Source organism: Vibrio sp. TAP-3B, from assembly GCF_057784735.1.
The window spans coordinates 312891-333590 of sequence record NZ_CM173496.1 but is presented as its reverse complement, the minus strand read 5'-3'; the positions used below and the strand labels follow the sequence as shown (position 1 = coordinate 333590).

Sequence of the window (20700 nt, the reverse complement as noted above, 5' to 3'; positions counted from 1 at the left end):
TACTCTTGGGCCAGACATCTGAAATGAAATTCACTTATTTATGCTAGAAAAAGAAAACCTCATTAAGCTCGCTAGAATACAAATGCCTTTTGGTAAATACGCAGGGCGAGTGTTGATCGACCTCCCTGAGGAATATCTCTTGTGGTTCGATAAAAAAGGATGGCCGGGCGGTGAACTGGGCGATTTACTTAAGCTTTGCTTAGCCCTAAAGATTGAAGGTTTAGATAGTGTCGTGAAGCCTTTGAAGCGGATGTAACCAGCCACAACCTTCCCCCTAAACTTTTCCACGATACCATGTGTTTTCATTCAAAAGAGTCAGACCGTCAGGCTGACTCTTTTTTGCCCGCTAGCGTTTTAGAACACATAATTGTGGTAATAGAATTAGCTAATGCGCAGAACATGTACATTGCTTTTCTTATTGAAGCTAGGATCCGGCTCCATTCAATTCACGCCCTGTTAACAAGCGAAACGCTTGCGGATGAACGGCTAGGGATGCCAATTCGCCGATTTCAACTTACTGAATAATTTTCAGTCCATCCGAGTTATAAAGGTTTGTTCGTCATCCACAAAAGCTACATAACCGGCATTATAGATAAATACTCGGCCGCGCCCTTCCACTAGACAGGCAAGCATTGGGGGTAAATCTTCTTCGTTATCCTGGCGTTGAAAAGTGCCAGTATCGGTGATGACGCCGCGGAGTGTAGGCAAATATCCATAAGCGCGCTTGGCTTGATCAATCAGGCTCAATTCGCTAGCGCTAGAGAAGTAAGTGGGAATAGACCCAGCTTCTTCAATAAATAGAGGTTTCAGTTCTTCAAAAGCTGTAATCACCAGCCAGTCGATGCCGTTAACATGATGTATAAACATAGAGTTTCTCGGTAATTCTGATGCGGGGATTCTATCACTATCAGGGGGCAGAACGTAGGAGAGATTTAGTTGCTAAGGCGGTAATTCTGTGTCATTTCTGGACATTCACTAGGCCAACTTGAAACTCATCTTTGCCCCTTTTTTTGTTTCAACCGATTCGACACAAACTTCACCAAAGCGATCTTTTATTTACTTTTCCTTATCTAACTATATGGCCAAATTCACTATGCCACTACAATTGCCTCTAACTCAATTGAGAATTCAGTTGAGCTAGAGGTTTTGTACATGAATCCTATGGACGCTCACCTGCCGCAAGGCGACGTTCGATATCTGCAACTACTTCTGGGAAGTCAGCGATAGTATCGATTAGGTAATGCGGTGAGCTCTTGATCAATTTTGCACGTGCTTTTTCACGAGCGGCATTAAGCGTTGCTTCATCCGCTGCTTGGTATTCTTCAAATGTTAGACCCGCTTCGTTACCAGAAAGCAGCAAACCAACAGTCCACATACTGGCGTTATGACCTTCATCGATGCCCGGTGCTGCGTCATCCACTTTGATACACGCGTTAACGCTGGTCACGTTCAGCTCAATCAAGTTCTTCAGTGCCATAAATGGTGCAGGGCGACCACCTTGAGGCAGGTCATCCGTTGCTACTACATAATCTGGTTTGTAGCCGTAATCCGCCGCAACTGGAATCAGTACATCCATCACTTCGCGAGGGTAACCAGAGCAAGAACCGATCTTGATGCCTTTGTCTTTCAGACCGTTCACGACTTCAATGGCATTTAGAATGGGCTCGGCGTGGTCTGCAACTTTGGCTTTTTGCAGAGGCATAAACGCCGCATAGATAGCGTCGATGTCTTCGCTAGTCATTGAGCGACCAAACTTCTCATTCCAACGCTTATCAACCGCAGGGATGCGACCAACAGCTTGGATGTGATCCCATTTACCAAGCCCCATTGGCTCGCGCGCTTCTTCAAGGTCAATGTCGAAATCAAAGCCTTGCTTAAACGCTTCCACAAAGATGCTGGTGGGTGCAAAAGAGCCGAAATCGACGATAGTGCCAGCCCAGTCAAAGATCACTGCTTGAATTGGTGAGTTGCTCATGTTCAATCCTTTTTCTTGTTTGCCAGAGCGCTGTCTAAACGTTTGAACTGCGCTCTGGATTTGAGGTTAGAAGTAGTTAAAGTCTTTGCACACTTTGGCGATGGCTTCTTCGAAGATTGCCAGCGCTTCTGTCAGTTGTTCGCGAGTGATGATCAGCGGTGGGCTGAGTTGAATCACATTGCCTTGCGATACCTTGAAGCTCACGCCATTGTTGAAGCATTGGTACAACACGGCTTCTGCTTCGTCATACGCACGCGCTTTGGTCTCGTGGTCACTGACCAGCTCAATGCCCCACAACATGCCGATGCCACGTACATCACCAATCACTGGGTACTTGGCTTTCATCTCTAGCAGCTTTTCACGCATGAACTGGTTGTCGGCTTTAGCCTTATCTAACAAGCCTTCTTGCTCAATGGCTTCCATGGTTGCCAGTGCTGCAGCACAACCGATAGGGCTTTTCTCATGAGTGTAATGACCCATGGAGATTTGCTCGGCAGTGTTGTATTTGTCTTTGGTCACCATGGCTGCGATAGGCACTAAGCCACCGCCCAAGCCTTTACCGATGCAGAGCATATCTGGCTCGATGTCGTAGGCTTGGTAGGTAAACCATTCGCCGCTGCGACCCATGGCGTTGGGGATGTCGTCGATGATCAGCATGACATTGTGTTTGTCACAGATTTCTCGGATGCGTTTCCAGTAGGCTTTACTTGGCACTTGAACATCCGTGTTGCGAACTGCTTCTGCGATAAACGCGCCCACGCCGCCTTCTTTCTCAATCACGTACTCAAGGTAGTCGGCGTAATGCACATCGCTACCGTCTGCGACTGGGAAAGCGCCACGATAAGACACTGCTGGTGGAATGCGCTCAACGCCTGCCATTAATGGTCCCATGCTTTGGCGGAAACACGCTTCGCCACCCACTGAAATGGCATCTAACGATGCGCCGTGGAAGGAATCCCACAGAGACACCACCTTGTAGTTGCCCGTGATGTGGCGCGCTAGTTTAAGTGCCATGCCAACCGCAGATGTGCCACCCGGAGCGAACAACACGCGGTTCAACTCGCCGCCACAGATTTGTGTGATCTTTTCGGCACATTCAATCGCGGTCTCGTTGGTAAAACGACGTGGTGAAAACGGCAGTTTGGCAATTTGCTCTTGCACTCGTTGAATCACATGTGGGTGACCGTAGCCCAACTGGTGGACGTTATTGCCATGGAAATCCATGTACTTTTTGCCCGTGGCATCTTGGAGATAGATGCCTTCTGCTGCTTCCAAGGTATCTAAGCAAGGCGTCGACATGGCTTGATGAAGAAAGACCTCCGAATCACGCTTCAACAATGCTTGTGTGCGTTCGTCGTCCATTGATGCATTCCAAGCTTGGCGAGCCGGCGTCGTGTTGACATCGCCTTCGCTGCGGAAATGAGTCGGGTTGATATTCTGGCTCATCGTGACTTATCTCAGTTCGTCAACTCTTGCTCTGGTTCGTGTTGCCAGTACATTGCTTTTTCAATCGCACCGATTAAACGCTCGATATCTGCTGGGTAAACTTCACCAATGTTGCCGATGCGGAAACAGTCTGCGTTCGATACTTTACCCGGATAAATCACGAAACCTTGCTCTTTCAAACGCGTGTAGAACGTTTTGAATTGGTAATCACTGTGCGTCGGAGAGTAGAAAGAAGTGATGATTGGCGAGTGAAGGTCATCACTCAGTAGTGGTTCGAAACCTAAAGAACGCATACCTGCAACCAGTGTTTTCTGGTTAGTCTGGTAACGGTTGTGACGGGATTCGATCCCGCCTTCTTGTTCCAGCTCTAATAATGCTTGGTAGAAAGCGCGAACCGTGTGCGTCGGAGACGTGAAACGCCATTTGCCGTGGTTCACTTCCATGCAGTGCCATTGGTCGTAAAGGTCAAGGCTCAAAGAACGTGTCTGACCTTGGCACTTTTCGAGTTCAGTTTGTTTCGCAATCACAAAGCCAAAACCCGGTACGCCTTGAATACATTTGTTTGCAGAGCTGATCATAAAGTCGATGCCTAGTTCCGCGATATCGATAGGGATGCCACCAAAGCTCGACATGGCATTGAGAATCACCACTTTACCGTGCGCTTTTGCCGCAGAAGCAAACGCCTCAATTGGGTTAAGCATGCCAGTGGTTGTCTCACAGTGAACAATTGCCACGTGTGTGATAGCAGGATCCGATGCCAATGCAGTTTCCACTTCGTTCAAGTGTGGTTGTGATGTTTCGCCTGGGGAAACTACATGGCATGGAATATTTAGATAATCAGCGATCTGAGCGATACGTGCACCGTAGGCACCGTTGTCGACAACCAACAACTTTCCATCTTTGCCAATGGCGCTGCCAATCGTCGCTTCTACTGATGCTGTGCCGCTACCTTGCATTAACACGCTGGTGTAACCGCCTTGTTCAGTCGCTAAGTTTACGAGCTTAGTGCGGATCACTTCTACAATGTCTTTGTTGTAGTCATCATCCCAAGTACACCAGTCTTTTAGCATGGCTTCACGTACCGTTTCAGAAGTAGATAGAGGACCTGGAGTCAGTAGTAGATATTCGTTTTTCATCTCGATTTCCATCAGAATAGGTCATTTGGTGTATACCAAGTTTCAAGTTCACTCTAGCGAGGAAGGAAAGGGCAGTAAATAGGCAACTATTCAATTTCATAAAACTTTAATATCCAGAAAATGGTGGATCAATTGAACGAGTAATGATCGCCAATTTTCGTAAAACTGCCATTTAACGGTCATGATTTCGTCACAAAGGCTCAGTAGGGTGGTTATCGTCAACTGGTACATACCAAGGTAACACTAGCCAAATTAACTGGAGAAAATGATGAAAAACCGTTTGATGAAAGGATCGCTGGCTGTACTTGTCTCTCTGCTAGCAACGAATGCAATGGCCGCACAGGAAGTCACGGTTTACACCGCTTTCGAAACTGACATTCTTGCCAAATACAAGTCTGCGTTTGAGAAAGACAACCCAGACATCAAGATTAAGTGGGTTCGCGATTCAACCGGTATCATGACGGCGAAATTGCTGGCAGAAAAGAACAACCCTCAAGCGGAAGTGGTTTGGGGTCTTGCGGGCTCGTCAATGGCACTGCTTAAAAATGAAGGTCTTCTTAAGCCTTACACACCAAAAGGTTTGGAAGAGCTGCACGCGAACCTAAATGACCCTCAATCAAACCAAGCTTGGTTCGGTAATGATGCGTTCTTTAACGCCGTCTGTTTCAACGAAGCGGTAGCGAAACAACTTAACCTGCCTAAACCAACGTCTTGGGAAGACCTAACGAAGCCAGTTTACAAAGGGCACATTGCAATGCCCAACCCAGCTTCTTCTGGTACTGGCTACATGCAGGTTTCAGCTTGGCTACAAAACATGGGGGAAGAGCAGGCATGGAACTACATGCGTGACCTAGACAAGAACATTGCACACTATACGCACTCTGGCTCTAAGCCATGCGTTCAAGCAGGTATGGGCGAAGTGGCTATCGGTATTTCGATGGCAAGCCGCGGCGCGAAGCTGAAAACGCAAGGGGCACCGCTAGCGGTTATCACACCAAAAGGCATCGGCTGGGAATCAGAAGCGGTTGGTCTAATTAAAGAGTCAGATGCAGCGAAACGCGTTGTCGACTGGTCAATATCTAAAGCGGCAAATGAGCTTTACATAGAAATGTACCCAGTGGTGGCACATAAAGAAGTGAAAGCTGAAGTTTCTAACTTCCCGAACGTTCAAGAGAATATGGCGAAGATGGATTTTGCGCAAATGGGTAGCAAGCGTGCAGAGATCCTAGCGGCATGGTCTGAGAAGTTCGACGCGAAATCAGAGCCAAAATCGTAGTTATTGATCTCTTTAACTCCTTTACCGATAAAGGAAGACATTGTCTTCCTTTGTTTGTCATTGGGTCACCAATTACTCAGTACCTCTCCAGGAAATATACAATGAAACAACACCACTCTTATTGGTTCAAACAAGCCATTGAACAAGAATTTGGCTCTTTCGAGCAAGTCACTTACACCCAGCTCAGAGAGGAGCGGTCTTGTGATATCGCTATTGTTGGTGGCGGGTATACAGGGTTATGGACCGCGATACTATTAAAGCAACAACAACCCGATAAAGATATCGCAATTATTGAAAAATCACTCTGTGGGAGTGGTGCTTCGGGGGCAAATGGTGGCTGTATGTTAACGTGGTCGACCAAGTACCCGACTCTAAAAAAATTGTATGGTGAACAGCAAGCCAAGTGGTTAGTTGAGGAGTCAGAAAAGGTAATTTATGAAATTGAAGAATTTTGTGAGCATCATGGTATTGATGCACATCTGAACAGAAGTGGCACATACTATACAGCAACCAATCAGGCACAAAGAGGAGGGATGCAACCTGTTGTTGATGAATTAAAGAGGTTAGGGATCAACAGTTGGCAAAAGTGTGGGGAGGCGGTTACTAAGAAAGCCGGCTCTGATCGACATATCGAGGGCTATTACTCACCAGCAGCAGGCAGTGTTCAACCCGCTCTTTTAGCTCGAGGGCTGCGTAAGGTTGCATTAAAAATGGGGATCCAAGTTTTTGAGAATAGCCCCATGACCAAACTTGAATATGGCCAACCAGCCAAATTAACGACTCCCAACGGTGCGCTGGTGGCCGATAAGGTGGTAATTGCACTAAATGCTTGGATGGTTGAACATTTCAGAGAGTTTAAACGAAGCATCGTGGTTGTGTCTTCCGATATGGTGATCACCAACCCAATCGCAAAACGCCTTGAAAAAGACGGCCCAGAAAAGGGGGTTGCAGTTGTCGATTCAAGGATATTCGTGCACTACTATCGAGACACTCGTGATGGACGCTTAATGCTTGGAAAAGGTGGAAATAAATTCTCGTTCGCAAACAAGGTTGATCCAATGTGTAATCAGCCTAGCAATTATTTACCTCTGTTGAATCGAGCATTTCAAAAGCTATTTCCTAAGTTGCAGCAATCGTCTTTTGCCTATCATTGGTCTGGCGGCTCAGATAGATCGGTTTCCGGTCTGCCATTTTTCGGTAGGCTCAATAATCAATCAAACATATTTTATGGCTTAGGTTATTCAGGTAACGGTGTTGCTCAAACACGTATTGGCGGAAAAATACTATCGTCATTGGTTTTAGGTCTTGATAGTTCATGGACACGATGCGGTATGACAAATGGCCCATTAGGTCATTTTCCGCCAGAGCCGTTTCGTTGGATCGGTGCGATGTTGGTGCGGGATGCTGTCCGAAGAAAAGAGAATGCAGAAGATAACGAGAAAGCGCCACTTTGGATAGATAAACAGTTAGCCAAGTTAGCAGGCCCAGCAGGAAAAGCAGATAAAATCAGTTAACATTTTCCGTTTTTGAAGCTGCACTCCTAGAGGCGCCGCTTGTTCTTTTGTTATTCCGTCACTTTCGTGTTTTTTCTATAAATTTGTCATTCGAACGTAACAATCCAAAGCTAAATTTGGTGTATACCACTTGGAGCATGTACTATGTCAACTAACCAACATTACCTAAATATTGAAAATGTAGTGAAGCAATTCGGACAGTTCACTGCATTAAAGAAAATCTCGCTAGCGATTGAAAAGGGCGAGTTTGTTTGTTTTCTTGGCCCTTCTGGTTGCGGTAAAACCACTCTACTACGTGCCATTGCAGGTTTAGACCTACCAACGTCTGGTGCGATTTTTCAAAACGATCAAGAGACCACATTCCTACCACCAGAGAAGCGCGATTTCGGCATCGTATTCCAATCTTACGCGCTGTTTCCAAACCTAACCGTGCAAGAGAACATTGCGGTGGGTTTGAAGAACCAAGGCATGTCGACCAAAGAAGCGCTAGAGAAAGTGGATTACTGGTTAGAAACCATTGGTCTTCCTACATCTGGTGAGAAATTTCCTAACCAACTTTCTGGTGGTCAACAACAGCGTGTGGCTTTAGCTCGTGCATTGGCGTTGTCTCCGGGTCTACTATTACTTGATGAGCCGCTGTCAGCGCTGGATGCAAAAGTGCGCGTACACTTGCGTAATGAAATTTGTAAGCTGCAACGCAAGCTCGGTATCACGACCATTATGGTCACGCACGATCAGGATGAAGCGCTGTCGATGGCCGATCGCATCGTGGTGATGAATCATGGCGTGATTGAGCAAGTCGGCACTCCTCAAGAAATCTATCAACAACCAGCCACACGCTTTGTTGCTGAGTTTGTCGGCAGCATGAACTTTATAGAAACGTCAGTCGCAACGGATTCCCAAGTACGTATTGCTGAAACCTTGATGCCAGCGCCAAGCTTGACCAATCGTAAGATCCAACGGGGCGACCGCTTCGATCTTGCTGTGCGTCCTGAAAGCATCAAGTTTGTTGAACACTACAGCAACTCTTTACCAGCACGTGTTACGGCAACTGAGTTTCTGGGGGCGTTTTTCCGCATTGACTGTGTATTGCAAAACGACAGTTCAACGAAAACCATCGTGGTGGATGTGCCTGTGGAAACGGTTCAAAAACTCAATATCAAGGCGGGCGATGTACGTTACATCCAGTTTGCTGAAGAAGAGCTGCATGGTTACGCCGTGCCCTCGGTTGATAAATCGCTAGCAGCGTAGGTGTAATATGGATGCGAAGACAATGACGATGAATAGCTTCACCAGTCAAGACAAAGCAAAACCCTTACTCGGACGTGTCAGCCGTGACAAACTTGTGTTGTTTGGTTTACTCGCTGGCTTGTCGACCATGATGGTGCTGTTCATCTTAATGCCGCTTTGGGCAATGTTGACTAAGAGTGTACAAAACAGCGATGGTGAGTTTGTTGGTTTAGCCAACTTTGCGACTTACTTTTCTTCTTCAAGCTTGTGGGTTTCAGTCAGCAACACCTTCACTTTGGGCGTGATTGTTACCTCGGTAGTGGGTGTGCTTGCGTTTGGCTATGCCTACGCGTTAACTCGCTCATGCATGCCGTTTAAAGGCTTGTTTCAAGTCCTAGGTACTGCGCCGATCCTTGCGCCCTCGCTGTTGCCTGCAATCAGTTTGATCTTCCTTTTCGGTAATCAAGGCATTGCCAAAGAGATGTTGCTAGGAAACTCGGTTTACGGCGTGATTGGTATCGCGATTGGGTTGATTTTTTGGACATTCCCACATGCATTGATGATTTTGACTACTTCTCTGCGCACCTCGGATGCTCGATTGTATGAAGCAGCCCATGCACTTAAAACCTCACCAATGAAAACCTTTTTTATGGTGACATTACCTGCGGCGAAATTCGGTTTGATCAGTACGCTTATCGTGGTCTTCACGCTGGTTATCACTGATTTTGGTGTGCCGAAAGTGATCGGTGGCAGCTACAACGTTTTGGCGACCGACATCTTCAAGCAAGTGGTGGGACAGCAAAACTTTGCTATGGGGGCAGTGACCAGCATTATGCTTTTATTTCCTGCAGTAATTGCATTTGGCGCAGACCGTTGGGTACAGAAAAAACAAAAGAGCTTATTCGATACACGTTCAGTGCCTTATCAACCAGAACCCAATAAAGCGCGTGACAGTATTTGCTTGATATACTGCACCATTATTTCTATCGCAGTGCTGGCGGTGTTGGGCATGGCTGTATATGGTTCACTCGTAACATTCTGGCCATGGAACAAGGCACTAACGCTGAACAACTACAACTTTGCCGAGGTGAGCACTTACGGTTGGAGCCCTTTCTTCAACTCGCTAACGCTGGCAGGTTGGACTGCTGTTATGGGTACAGCCATCATCTTTGTCGGTGCTTACTGCATTGAGAAAGGGCGCGCGTTTGGTCCAATTCGTCAAGCGATGCAAATGCTCAGCGTAGTGCCAATGACAGTTCCGGGTATGGTGCTTGGTTTGGGCTACATCTTTTACTTCAACGATGCGAATAATCCTTTGAACGTGCTTTATGGGACCATGGCATTCTTGGTGATTAACACCGTAGTGCATTACTACACAGTGGGTCATATGACAGCGCTGACAGCGCTAAAACAGTTGCCATCAGAGATTGAAGCTATGGCGGCATCGGTGAAGCTTCCTCAATACAAGTTGTTCTTTAAAGTAACATTACCCGTGTGTTTACCCGCGATTTTGGACATTGCGTCTTACTTGTTTGTTAATGCATTGACCACCACTTCTGCGGTAGTATTCCTTTACTCAACCGATACGATTCCGGCTTCGGTCTCGATTCTGAATATGGACGATGCAGGTCAAACTGGCGCTGCAGCGGCAATGGCTGTGATGATCATGATTGCTGCCGCAATTGCGAAGATTGTTCAGATGACTTTGGGTAAATTGTTAGAGAATCGCACACAAGCTTGGCGCAAAAGATAAGGACACTTCGTGCAATACGTAAAAATTAAAGATTCGATTGTTGAACAGATTGAAGCGGGCATGCTATCGCCGCGTCAAAAACTGCCAGCAGAGCGTAAATTGGCGGAGTCATTCGATACTACGCGTGTCACTCTGCGTGAAGCCTTATCATTGCTGGAAGCGGAAGGTCGAATCTATCGCGAAGATCGCCGAGGTTGGTTTATCTCTCCCGAGCCATTGCGTTACGACCCAACCCAAACGCTGAATTTCCCGAACATGGCGAAAGCGCAAAATCGTGTGCCAAAAACGGAGTTAGTGGCAGCAAAAGGGACGTTGGCTAATAAATTGGCCGCTCGTTTGTTGGATCTTCAGCCGTTTTCCGATGTATTTCGTGTCGACCGCGTTCGTTACCTAGAAGAGCGTCCAGTGGTTTATGTCACGAACTATATTCGCCCAGAGATTTTTCCCAACTTGTTGTCTTATGATTTATCAAACTCGTTAACCGACATTTATCGTGAGCACTACGGGGTGACGTATCAAAAAATTCGCTACCGAATTTCGACGAGTACTTTGTTGGGTGAGGTGGCACAGGCATTACGCGCGACGTCTGGTACGCCTGCAATGGTGGTTGAACGTATCAACTACAACCAACACGGTGAGTTGATTGATTGCGATATTGAGTATTGGCGACATGATGCCATCAGCATTGAATCTCTTGCGGAACTCAATCGTTAAGTGGATTTTCTCATTATCTAAGGCTCCATCTCGGAGCCCTTTATTTTATTCAGGCAGGAACATTGAAATGAATTTGTTGGCGATTAGTCTCGTCGTATTTTCTGCTGTTCTCCATGCAGGCTGGAACATCCTTGGTAAAAGCAACTCAGACTTTGCTGGGCTCGCTTTTACCATGGCAGCCTGCTTTCCTGCATGTGCCGTCCTTATCGAGTGAGTTTTGGGGACTACTGTTCATTAGCGACATTTCACAAATGGTGTCTCTGGTTCGATTAACGCTCTGATATGATTAATTGGAAAAAATAATGTCTAAACCTTTGTACGTATTTGATTTGGATGAAACACTGATTAAAGCGGATTGTTCTATGATTTGGAACGAATTTTTAGTCGAAAAAGGCATCGTAACTGATCGTAATTTTATTGAAGAAGATAGGCGTCTGATGAACCTCTACGCAGAAGGGGAAATGGACATTCAGTGCTACTTAGATTTTTCTCTGGAACCTCTTGCTACCATCCCAAAAAAACAGATAAGTGAGCTGGTTGAAGAGTGTGTGAAGCGTTATATTCTACCTAAGCAGTTTACTCAGTCTAAGTCCCTGATTGAGAGGTTAATACAGGATGAAGTTGATATCATTATTGTTTCAGCTAGCGTCACTTTTTTAGTTGAAGTTGTCGCTCGTCATTTAGGTATTAAAACTGCATTGGGAATCGACCTGATCGAACAGCAAGCTTGCTACAGTTCTGAAATAAACGGAATAGCGACTTATCGTGAAGGTAAGGTTACTCGACTAGAGCAGTGGCTGAATGAAACGGCACAGTCCTTTTCGGAGATTCACTTTTTTACGGATTCCATTAACGATTTACCATTGTGTGAGTATGCTGACTATACCTACCTTGTTAATCCATCTCTTAGATTAAGAACCATTGGGGTTGATCGCAATTGGCCCATACTGAGTTGGGGAGCGTAAAGTGTTCCTCGCCTATTAACATTACTGTTTTCCAGCGTTGAGTCGGTGAAAAGTCACCATTCCGCTAGATACGAGATCTATCTGGTTAGACCACCTTGCCTGAAGAAATGCTAATTTATGTAAGAGATCAAACAAGGTTTTGTCCAAAAGTGAGTGACAGCAATAAATGAAACTCCCCTAGGAATTTGTTTTTTTATTGATCGATAAGAAAGGCAGGCCAGTGGTGAGTTAGGGGAGCTCAAGTTGTGTTTGGCTCTCAAAATTGAAGGTTTAGATAGTGTGGTGAAACCACTGAAACGGATGTGAGTACGCTTAAACACAAAGAACAAAGCCACCTTACAATAGGTGGCTTTGTTCTAATAAGTAAAAAGGATGATAAGGTTTAGATGAGTGATTCAATGCCGTATTTTGCGCCGTAGTTTTCAACCACAAAGTCGATGTCTTTATCGCCACGGCCAGATAAATTAAGCAGAATCGAACCAGTCACTCCTTGTTTCGCGAGTTTGATGGCGTATGCGACAGCATGAGCGGATTCAATCGCTGGAATGATCCCTTCTTCACGTGACAACTCAAAGAATGCATCAATGGCTTCATCATCGGCGATTGAGCCATAATTAACACGACCGATGTCTTTCAGATAACTGTGTTGAGGGCCAACTGAAGGGTAATCCAGCCCACTTGCCACTGAATAAACTTGTTGCGGTTCGCCTTGCTCATCTTTCAGCATGTAGGATTTAAACCCGTGCATGATGCCAGGCTCGCCCAGTGTTAGAGTCGCAGCGTGTTCACCGACTTGTTGTAAAGAACGGCCAGCAGGTTCGACACCGTGAATATCGACGTTGTCATCTTCTAGGAATGCGCTGAACAATCCCATAGCATTCGAGCCACCCCCGACACAAGCCACGAGGTTGTGGGGTAACGTTCCGGTCATGTCTTTAAATTGCACTCGCGCTTCGTTACCGATGATAGATTGGAAGTCTCGAACCATTTTTGGGAATGGATGAGGGCCAACTACTGAGCCAATGGCGTAAAGCTGCGTGTCTGGATCTTTTAAGTAAGCCTCAAATGCTGCATCGACCGCTTCTTTCAACGTTTTGCGTCCATGCGTAGCCGGAATGACATTGGCGCCAAGAATTCTCATACGAACAACATTGGGATGCTCTTTCGCGATGTCGACTTCACCCATGTAAATATCGCACTCTAAACCAACCAGTGCGGCAGCGGTAGCGAGAGCAACGCCATGTTGACCTGCGCCAGTTTCGGCAATTAACTTCTTCTTGCCCATCTTTTTAGCGAGAATTGCTTCTCCTAAACAGTGGTTAATTTTGTGTGCGCCTGTGTGGTTGAGGTCTTCGCGTTTCAGATAGATATCTGTGCCGTATTTTTTAGACAAGTTTTCCGCATGAAAGATTGGGCTAGGCCGACCAACAAAGTGCTTATAGAGGCGAGTCTACTCAGCTTTAAATTCAGGGTCTTTGCTGCACGCCTCATAGGCCGCATTGATATCGTGCATGATTTGTTCAAGCTCTGGAGGTACAAAGCTGCCACCATATTCACCAAAGTATCCATCTTCGTTGGGCATGGTGAGGTCGAAAGAGTTCTTCATTATTTACATCCTAGTTAACGAAAGTACTGATACTTTTATACCCAAAATTTTAAACTTATTGTGTGACCAGTTGCTTAAATTGTGATGCTGAGCTCGCGAACTAGTAAGGAAGTGCATTCTGTTTGAGCTAATGAGTACTTATATAGTTAGGCGTAAGAGGGGGAGTTGTGCGAGGAAAAGTGACAAAAAGCCCCGAAAGATGCGGGATCTTTCGGGGCAAACAGCGTGCAAGAAAGAGCACGTTGTTATAAAGTTTTTTTACAATGGCTTACCAAGCATGCCGTGTAAGGTTATTAGTTTGCTTCTATTTGATCTGATAAGGTAAACATGATTCTTCTTTGTTTAGAGTCGACGTCTTTAACGTTAATGTTTACTTTGGTGCCAAGCGTGAAAGTCGCAGTTTGACTGAAAATTTTCTGCTTAACGCCATCAAATTCAAACTCTCCTCCATTCTGAAAGCTTGATAATGGTACGAGACCTTCAATTCGGTTTTGGTCTAGCTCAACAAATACGCCGAAGTGTGTCACACCAGAAACTGTCCCCGTGAAGTTTTGTCCAATAAATGGCTTCATGTAGTGGCACTTTAGGGCACTCTCTACCTCACGGCTCACTTCATCAGCCTGACGAGATTGTTGTGAGCAGTATAAACTTAACTGCTCAACGTCTTTCGCGTCATAAGGATAATTATTTGCCGCTCCCGTTAGTTGACGGATCGGTTTAAGCTTCAACAGCAAACTGCGTAACCTACCTGTTTTTTGTTCGCGAAGTTTGGCGCGAATAGCACGGTGAACGAGTAAATCCGGATAGCGACGAATGGGAGACGTAAAGTGTGAATAGGCGTCATACGCTAAACCAAAGTGACCCATATTTTTCGGTGAGTATTCAGCTTGGCTTTGAGAGCGCAATAGCAAGGTACGTATGACATCACATTCATCCAAACCTTTTACTTGCGCTAATAGTGAGTTGTAATCATGAGGGGTTGGTTCATCGCCGCCAGTTAAAGTGAGCCCTCTATCTGCAAGCATGACTCTCAATGAAGACAACTTCTTCATTTGAGGACCTGAGTGCACGCGGTATAAGCTTGGTATTTTATGTTGTTGCAAGAATTGCGCGGTGGCAACGTTGGCACACAACATAAATTCTTCGACCATACGGTGAGCGTCATTCCGAATAACAGGAACAATTGAATCGATTTTCTTTTTATTGTTCAACGTAAAAGCGAGTTCTTGCGTGTCAAAGTCAATGGCACCTCGAACTTTACGCTGACTGGATAAATTCAAATATAAGTGATAAAGATTCACTAAATGCTGATCAATATTTTGTTTTGGATTTTGACCAGAATAGTGTGTTGTTCCAGTCGATTGCAAAACAATACGGTGAGCTTCATCGTAAGTTAATCGAGCGTGTGAGTGGATGATCCCTTCAGAAAATTCCGAATCCAACATGTTGCCTTCATCGTCAAAGGTCATCTCGCAGACCATGACTAATCTATCTTCATGAGGATTGAGAGAGCATAAACCGTTAGACAATGACTCAGGTAGCATTGGTACCACGTACCCAGGGAAATAAACCGATGTTGCACGAGACTGCGCTTCAAGATCTAAGTCGTCGTTTGGCTGAACGTAATGAGAGACGTCTGCAATCGCCACGAACAGTTTCCATTGACCATCATCCATTTGGTAGCCGTACACCGCATCATCAAAGTCTTTTGCATCGTCACCATCGATGGTAACGAAAGGTAAGTCTCGATAATCCACTCGTGATGTTTTGTCTTTTTCTTCAACGTGAGAGCCAAAAGCTGAGGCTGCATGAAGTACTTCATCATCCCACTTGTCATTGATGTCGTGACGGCGTAACGCTAATTTTATCTCAATACCAGCTTCACCAGCACGGCCTAACACTTCAGTTATCTCAACAGTGGTTGATTGTCTGTGATCCGGATAAGCCGTGACTTTGGAGTGGACGAGTTTACCCACGCTTTTGGCAGTAAGTTCATTCGGGTTGACCTGAATTGCTTGAGAGAGTTTCGAACTCTCTGGCGACAAATAGAAGTTTGCGCCTTTCTTCTTCAGCAAGCCGACAATGTGGGTTGTTTTACGTTCTATTATCTTAATTAAGCGATGATTTGAGCGACCTTGCTGCTGAGCGCTTCCTTTTAAAACCTGTACGATATCGCCATCAAACACATGAGCCAGCTGATGTTTAGGTAAGAAAAGGTCTTTTTCATTGCGGTCATAGGTTACAAAGCCGAAACCGTCGGTGTGGAGGCTGACCTTGCCGGAAACCAAAGCAGTTTGATCCACTTTTTTATAGCCTCTACGATGAGTAAAAATGAGTTGACCGTCGCGTTCCATTGCTCTTAAACGTTTTTTTAGTGCGTCTTTTTGGGGTTTTGCATCCAAACCTGCGGAGCGGGAAATCTGCTCATGACTCAAGTAGTTTTTGACTTTGTCGAATAGACTTAGAATAAAATCTCGGCTAGGAATAATATGTTCGTAGTTAGTACTTTGTATTGATTGGGCAGATATATCTAATTTCATGTAGTTCTCTTATATTCGCCAATCGCTTTCAATATATAAATCTGTTTATATGAGCAAAGCACGAGGCGAAGTTGATCCAAAAATGGATCAGAATAAATTAATTCCGAACTGGAATTGTAAGATAGGCGATTTAGTAGCCTAAAGACTATATACCGAAATGACTTTGATGAGTGTTATTAATTAACGTCATTAAAGCTTAAGACTGGCACTTTAATGTTTAAGTGATTTGGGTATATAAACTTGAGTGATAGGATTGTTACGTGAGTAACGAACTATAGAGGGAGAGGACATTGTGGCACCAACTGGGTTGATGCCACTTAAAAATTTACATTGCAGTTACTTGAGCTGCTTGTAAACCTTTATTACCTTGTTCAACAACGAACGTTACTTTTTGGCCGTCAGTAAGCGTTTTAAAACCGTCAGAAACAATAGATTTGAAATGAACAAATACGTCATCACCGCCATTGTCTTGAGAAATAAAACCAAAACCTTTAGTTTCGTTGAACCATTTTACTGAACCAGTTAATTTATTAGACATAGATACCTCTATATTGATTTTTAAATATTGATTTTTTAGCTAATATCAAGTGCTACTATATGATTTAGAGATAACTATTTTGTCGCAGGAACGTAAACGAGGAAATCGATGTGGAACTGAGAGAAACTTTGATCTTAAATTGCATTTATAATAGCTCTTTCCTTAAGAGCTGATGAGCAGTATACCTATAAAATTAATAAAGGCTACCCTTTTCTTTTTAATTTTTCTTTGAGACCCAAGAGTATAAGTTTCAAACCATACTCTTGGGGTATAAAGCAGCCAACTATGAAAGAAAGGTTGGCGACCTTAGTGCTTACGCGTAGGACCGTTACGAATGATATCTTTACCATTGTCGTATACGTGTTGTGAAACCCAACGACCTAGCAGTAGGTGGTGTTTTTCTCCTAAAACGGCAACAAACGGACGACCGTCAGTGTTTGTCGTCGCCAGTGCAACACCAGTCACGCCTTCAAGACCAAGTGCTCCGCTTTCTACTAAGTGCAGAAACGCCTCTAGCTCTTCAATGGTTTCGATTACTTGGTTATCAATGTTCATTGTATTCAATCTCTTCGAATTGTAGATACTGTGTGGGCGGGTACTTTACCTAAGTTGTGGTGGGAAACCAAGCTTCGACGTTGGACGATAGAGTTATTGTTATTGACGCCAGCCAGCCTTTCTGACGTTAAGCGAACAGAAGCGATAAGCCATTCTGATTGTTCCCAAAAAGTGGAGATCAAATCAATCCAGTTAAGGCACTAAATGCCACAATAAAAGCGTTGAAGCGAATCACATTCTCCGTATACTTTGCGACAGCATTAATGCACAAACGTGTCGGAGAAAAACATGTCAAATCGAGTACCTACTAACATACTGACTGGTTTTTTAGGCGTCGGTAAAACGACGACAATTCTAAGTTTGTTAAAGAACAAACCAGCGAAGGAAAACTGGGCAGTATTGGTTAATGAATTCGGTGAGATTGGCATTGATGGCGCGTTAATGACAGATCAAGGTGCGTTGATTAAGGAAGTACCGGGCGGCTGTATGTGTTGTACGGCAGGGGTCCCTATGTCTGTAGGTATCACGGCGTTATTGCGTCAAAAACCAGATCGTTTATTGATTGAACCTACAGGGCTTGGCCATCCGAAACAAGTGATCGCGACACTTACTTCGGAACAATATCAGCCATATGTCGACCTCAAAGCGACCATTGCTTTGGTGGATCCGCGTAATTTGAGCGATGAGAAATACCTCTCCAATCAGAACTTTATCGATCAATTAGACAGTGCAGATGTAGTGATTGGTAACAAAGTGGACCTTTGTTCTAGTCATGATATCGATGTATTTAACGACTGGGTGACGGACCAATCCCCTGCAAAGGTATTCAGTAAGCTCATTCATAATGGCGAGTTACCTTTAGAAGTATTAGATATTGAACGTGTACATGGTAGCGCGTCTTTTTGTATCGAATTACATCATCACGAACATGCAGATCAAGAACCACAGTTTCAGTTACCTCCGGGTGCCGCATTTGTACGTAAAGAGAATGAAGGGCAGGATTATTTCAGCTGTGGCTGGTTGTTTGGCCAAGAATATAAGTTCGACTTTGACCAATTCTTCTCGATGATTTCTGATCTTACAGCAGAGCGCGTAAAAGCAGTCGTGAACACCAATCAAGGTTGTTATGCATTTAATGTGGCAAATAGCGTTGTAAGTGTGAATGAAATGAGTCTTGAAGGTTTTGAGTCACGCATAGAAGTGATTGACTCACAGTTGTTGCCGTGGGACGAGCTGGAACGAATACTACTAAAATTATCAGGTATTGAGTTGTAAGGTTTCTCTAGGTGCAACTTCAGCGGTGAACGGATTAAACAGAACCATTCACTGTCCATTTCAGGACGTCATGTAAAGCTAACGCTATTAGTGAGAAAAGTGAGATATATCACTAAAATTCGGGTATAATGCACGGCTAAAATTTTTAAGCTATTTAAGCTATTTAAGCGATTTGTTTAAGGAATACGCTCAATGTCATTTTCATCTCAAGGTTTTGCGCCAGAAGTGGTTAAAGCACTGGCAGAATGCGGTTATGAAAAGTTAACACCAATTCAGCAGAAGGCGATTCCAATGGCTCGTAAAGGCCATGATATTTTCGCTACAGCACAAACAGGTACCGGTAAAACGGCGGCATTTTCGTTGCCTATGATTCAGCAATTGCTAGACAGTGGCCGCAGTGCCTCTCGTAAGACAGCGCGAGCGCTTATCCTGGCTCCTACTCGAGAACTTGCAGAGCAAATAGCGGACAACATCAAAGCATACACGAAGTACACCAGCCTCTCGGTGGCGGCGGTTTTTGGTGGCCGTAAAATGTCCTCTCAGGTCACGGCATTAGAGAATGGCGTTGATATCCTTGTCGCGACCCCTGGCCGTTTGGAAGAGCATCTTGAGCAAGGCAACGTGTCTGTAGCCCATCTCGAATTTCTCGTATTTGATGAAGCTGACCGTATTTTAGATATGGGTTTTATTAATGCCGTTCGTAAGATCATGTTAGATGTGGACACAAATCCTCAAATCATGATGTTCTCAGCAACGACGTCTAGCCAACTCAATCTGCTAGCGAATGATATTCTGCGTAAACCAAAGCGTATTGAAGTAGAGCGTGCAAATACAACAGCACAAACGGTTGCTCACGTGCTCTACCCAGTCGATCAAGAGCGTAAGACAGAGCTTCTTTCTGAATTGATAGGTCGTAAAAACTGGCAACAAGTATTGGTTTTTGTGAACTACAAAGAAACCGCAAATGAAGTTGTCAAAGAGCTTAAGCTCGATGGTATCAAAGCCGTAATTTGCCATGGTGACCGCGCACAAAGTGCTCGCCGTCGTGCGCTTGAAGAGTTTAAAACGGGTAAAGCGCGTGTGATGGTAGCAACGGATGTTGCGGCTCGTGGGTTAGATATTGCAGATCTGCCTCATGTAGTTAACTACGACATGCCTTTCTTAGCGGAAGACTATGTCCATCGCATTGGCCGTACTGGCCGCGCAGGTAAGCAAGGCCATGCGGTTTCGTTCGTAAACCGTGACGAAGAGCTGACAGTAGTTCAGGTTGAAAACTTAATCCAGCAACGTATTCGTCGTATAGAACTGGCGGGTTATGAGCCAAAACAACGTGAGTCTTACATCGAAAAACTGAATTCAAAACCAGCGTTTAAGAATCGCCAAGGTCGCCGTAATAATCCAAACCAGTCAGCAACAGACCAAGGCTCAGCAGAGCGCCGTCTTGCGATGGTGAAACGTTTAAAGGCGCGTCGTGGGGCTAAATAGGTGCTGCGCTGACCAAACTGGCTAACTGATTCACCTGAGCGTTTGGATGAAAATATAAGAAAACTAAAAGTAGGTTTTCTTATATCTATCAATCGGGTAAATAAAACGCAGCGATAAAGCTGCGTTTTATTCTCTTCGATAGTGAGAAAAGTTAATGAATCGATTTTTCCTCATCCATACTTTTCTGGTATTGATGCTTTAAAATATACATACGTTTCACATCACGATAAGCACCATCGATATAATATTCTTCAACTAAATGACCCTCTTCAATAAAACCACATTTTTTGTATAAATGAATTGCGATTTCATTATCGACCGCAACAAGTAAATAAATTTTACGTAGATTGAGAATAGAAAAAGAGTAATCTAGCGCACGGTTAATCATTTCGGTCGCATAACCGCGGCCTTGATACTCTGGCGCGATAATTATTTGAAACTCAGCACTTCGGTGAATATAGTTAATTTCGATAAGCTCAACTAAGCCGACCACAATGCCTTGTTCGTCTTCAACAACAAAGCGTCTTTCAGCGTCATCGTGAATGTGTTTACGATAAAGTTCTTCGAGTTCATCATACGACTCGTAAGGCTCTTCAAACCAATAGGCCATGATATTACGGTTGTTATTTAATTCGTGAATAAAACGCAGATCAGAGCGTTCTAATGCACGCATTTTTAGGCCTTTCTTCATC

General features: G+C 44.7%; 17 protein-coding genes and 3 pseudogenes. 11 read left to right on the top strand and 9 right to left on the bottom strand.

The window, feature by feature from the left end:
• Positions 1 to 40: 40 nt before the first annotated feature.
• Positions 41 to 256 (top strand): DUF3820 family protein, encoded by a 216-nt coding sequence (locus AC3D28_RS15955; RefSeq protein ID WP_098414145.1) that lies wholly within the window; start codon positions 41 to 43, stop codon positions 254 to 256.
• Between the two features lie 272 nt (positions 257 to 528).
• On the opposite strand, the gene AC3D28_RS15950 is transcribed toward AC3D28_RS15955, so the two are convergent.
• The 4 genes from AC3D28_RS15950 to phnW form a co-directional block, all read right to left on the bottom strand.
• Positions 529 to 867, bottom strand: coding sequence for a cytosolic protein (locus AC3D28_RS15950; RefSeq protein ID WP_488536650.1), 339 nt, complete (start codon positions 865 to 867; stop codon positions 529 to 531).
• Positions 868 to 1159: 292 nt separating this feature from the next.
• On the bottom strand, positions 1160 to 1975 hold the full coding sequence (gene phnX / locus AC3D28_RS15945; protein WP_488536649.1) for a phosphonoacetaldehyde hydrolase: 816 nt from the start codon (positions 1973 to 1975) through the stop codon (positions 1160 to 1162).
• 66 nt (positions 1976 to 2041) lie between these two features.
• Complete coding sequence (locus AC3D28_RS15940) at positions 2042 to 3421, bottom strand: aspartate aminotransferase family protein (protein WP_488536648.1); 1380 nt, start codon at positions 3419 to 3421, stop codon at positions 2042 to 2044.
• A gap of 11 nt (positions 3422 to 3432) precedes the next feature.
• Positions 3433 to 4557: a 2-aminoethylphosphonate--pyruvate transaminase gene (gene phnW, locus AC3D28_RS15935; protein ID WP_488536647.1), complete on the bottom strand. Its 1125-nt coding sequence runs from the start codon at positions 4555 to 4557 to the stop codon at positions 3433 to 3435.
• Positions 4558 to 4822: 265 nt separating this feature from the next.
• Between phnW and AC3D28_RS15930 the strand changes: the two genes are divergently transcribed.
• From AC3D28_RS15930 to AC3D28_RS15895, 8 genes and pseudogenes are all read left to right on the top strand, one after another.
• Positions 4823 to 5833, top strand: a complete 1011-nt coding sequence (locus AC3D28_RS15930; RefSeq protein WP_488536646.1) for a putative 2-aminoethylphosphonate ABC transporter substrate-binding protein — start codon at positions 4823 to 4825, stop codon at positions 5831 to 5833.
• A 101-nt stretch (positions 5834 to 5934) separates the two neighbouring features.
• The gene (locus tag AC3D28_RS15925) at positions 5935 to 7347 is read left to right on the top strand and encodes an FAD-dependent oxidoreductase (RefSeq protein ID WP_488536645.1); all 1413 of its coding nucleotides are present in this window, start codon (positions 5935 to 5937) and stop codon (positions 7345 to 7347) included.
• A 144-nt stretch (positions 7348 to 7491) separates the two neighbouring features.
• A complete protein-coding gene (locus AC3D28_RS15920) occupies positions 7492 to 8598 on the top strand; it encodes a putative 2-aminoethylphosphonate ABC transporter ATP-binding protein (protein ID WP_488536644.1) in 1107 nt (368 codons plus the stop codon).
• A 7-nt stretch (positions 8599 to 8605) separates the two neighbouring features.
• Positions 8606 to 10330, top strand: a complete 1725-nt coding sequence (locus tag AC3D28_RS15915) for a putative 2-aminoethylphosphonate ABC transporter permease subunit (protein WP_488536643.1) — start codon at positions 8606 to 8608, stop codon at positions 10328 to 10330.
• Positions 10331 to 10339: 9 nt separating this feature from the next.
• Positions 10340 to 11044, top strand: a complete 705-nt coding sequence (gene phnR / locus AC3D28_RS15910) for a phosphonate utilization transcriptional regulator PhnR (RefSeq protein WP_098414123.1) — start codon at positions 10340 to 10342, stop codon at positions 11042 to 11044.
• Between the two features lie 67 nt (positions 11045 to 11111).
• A pseudogene (locus tag AC3D28_RS15905) lies at positions 11112 to 11316 on the top strand (multidrug transporter); the annotation flags it as partial.
• A gap of 30 nt (positions 11317 to 11346) precedes the next feature.
• The gene (locus AC3D28_RS15900) at positions 11347 to 12009 is read left to right on the top strand and encodes an HAD family hydrolase (RefSeq protein ID WP_488536642.1); all 663 of its coding nucleotides are present in this window, start codon (positions 11347 to 11349) and stop codon (positions 12007 to 12009) included.
• 193 nt (positions 12010 to 12202) lie between these two features.
• Positions 12203 to 12315 (top strand): annotated as a pseudogene (locus tag AC3D28_RS15895) (putative quorum-sensing-regulated virulence factor); the annotation flags it as partial.
• Positions 12316 to 12391: 76 nt separating this feature from the next.
• On the opposite strand, the pseudogene trpB reads toward AC3D28_RS15895, so the two are convergent.
• The 4 genes and pseudogenes from trpB to AC3D28_RS15875 all read right to left on the bottom strand — a co-directional run bounded on the left by trpB (position 12392) and on the right by AC3D28_RS15875 (position 17248).
• A pseudogene (gene trpB, locus AC3D28_RS15890) lies at positions 12392 to 13615 on the bottom strand (tryptophan synthase subunit beta).
• A gap of 293 nt (positions 13616 to 13908) precedes the next feature.
• Positions 13909 to 16155 (bottom strand): ribonuclease R, encoded by a 2247-nt coding sequence (gene rnr / locus AC3D28_RS15885; RefSeq protein WP_488536641.1) that lies wholly within the window; start codon positions 16153 to 16155, stop codon positions 13909 to 13911.
• Positions 16156 to 16480: 325 nt separating this feature from the next.
• The gene (locus AC3D28_RS15880; protein WP_488536640.1) at positions 16481 to 16693 is read right to left on the bottom strand and encodes a cold-shock protein; all 213 of its coding nucleotides are present in this window, start codon (positions 16691 to 16693) and stop codon (positions 16481 to 16483) included.
• A gap of 306 nt (positions 16694 to 16999) precedes the next feature.
• Positions 17000 to 17248 (bottom strand): hypothetical protein, encoded by a 249-nt coding sequence (locus AC3D28_RS15875; protein ID WP_098414118.1) that lies wholly within the window; start codon positions 17246 to 17248, stop codon positions 17000 to 17002.
• A gap of 288 nt (positions 17249 to 17536) precedes the next feature.
• On the opposite strand from AC3D28_RS15875, the gene AC3D28_RS15870 reads away from it, so the two are divergent.
• Both AC3D28_RS15870 and AC3D28_RS15865 read left to right on the top strand, forming a co-directional pair.
• A complete protein-coding gene (locus AC3D28_RS15870; RefSeq protein ID WP_488536639.1) occupies positions 17537 to 18523 on the top strand; it encodes a CobW family GTP-binding protein in 987 nt (328 codons plus the stop codon).
• A gap of 192 nt (positions 18524 to 18715) precedes the next feature.
• Positions 18716 to 20008 carry a DEAD/DEAH box helicase gene (locus AC3D28_RS15865; protein WP_488536638.1) on the top strand — a complete coding sequence of 431 codons (1293 nt, stop codon included), beginning with the start codon at positions 18716 to 18718 and terminating at the stop codon, positions 20006 to 20008.
• Positions 20009 to 20159: 151 nt separating this feature from the next.
• Here AC3D28_RS15865 and speG read toward each other — a convergent pair whose 3' ends face one another.
• The gene (speG, locus tag AC3D28_RS15860; RefSeq protein ID WP_098414115.1) at positions 20160 to 20699 is read right to left on the bottom strand and encodes a spermidine N1-acetyltransferase; all 540 of its coding nucleotides are present in this window, start codon (positions 20697 to 20699) and stop codon (positions 20160 to 20162) included.
• Position 20700 lies beyond the last annotated feature (1 nt).

Coding starts and splice junctions, on each gene's coding strand:
- AC3D28_RS15870 (WP_488536639.1), top strand. CDS start 17,537: ATGTCAAATCGAGTACCTACTAACATACTGACTGGTTTTTTAGGCGTC.
- AC3D28_RS15875 (WP_098414118.1), bottom strand. CDS start 17,248: ATGAACATTGATAACCAAGTAATCGAAACCATTGAAGAGCTAGAGGCG.
- phnW (WP_488536647.1), bottom strand. CDS start 4,557: ATGAAAAACGAATATCTACTACTGACTCCAGGTCCTCTATCTACTTCT.
- phnX (WP_488536649.1), bottom strand. CDS start 1,975: ATGAGCAACTCACCAATTCAAGCAGTGATCTTTGACTGGGCTGGCACT.
- AC3D28_RS15900 (WP_488536642.1), top strand. CDS start 11,347: ATGTCTAAACCTTTGTACGTATTTGATTTGGATGAAACACTGATTAAA.
- AC3D28_RS15940 (WP_488536648.1), bottom strand. CDS start 3,421: ATGAGCCAGAATATCAACCCGACTCATTTCCGCAGCGAAGGCGATGTC.
- rnr (WP_488536641.1), bottom strand. CDS start 16,155: ATGAAATTAGATATATCTGCCCAATCAATACAAAGTACTAACTACGAA.
- AC3D28_RS15950 (WP_488536650.1), bottom strand. CDS start 867: ATGTTTATACATCATGTTAACGGCATCGACTGGCTGGTGATTACAGCT.
- AC3D28_RS15915 (WP_488536643.1), top strand. CDS start 8,606: ATGGATGCGAAGACAATGACGATGAATAGCTTCACCAGTCAAGACAAA.
- AC3D28_RS15955 (WP_098414145.1), top strand. CDS start 41: ATGCTAGAAAAAGAAAACCTCATTAAGCTCGCTAGAATACAAATGCCT.
- AC3D28_RS15925 (WP_488536645.1), top strand. CDS start 5,935: ATGAAACAACACCACTCTTATTGGTTCAAACAAGCCATTGAACAAGAA.
- speG (WP_098414115.1), bottom strand. CDS start 20,699: ATGAAGAAAGGCCTAAAAATGCGTGCATTAGAACGCTCTGATCTGCGT.
- AC3D28_RS15920 (WP_488536644.1), top strand. CDS start 7,492: ATGTCAACTAACCAACATTACCTAAATATTGAAAATGTAGTGAAGCAA.
- AC3D28_RS15865 (WP_488536638.1), top strand. CDS start 18,716: ATGTCATTTTCATCTCAAGGTTTTGCGCCAGAAGTGGTTAAAGCACTG.
- AC3D28_RS15880 (WP_488536640.1), bottom strand. CDS start 16,693: ATGTCTAATAAATTAACTGGTTCAGTAAAATGGTTCAACGAAACTAAA.
- AC3D28_RS15930 (WP_488536646.1), top strand. CDS start 4,823: ATGATGAAAAACCGTTTGATGAAAGGATCGCTGGCTGTACTTGTCTCT.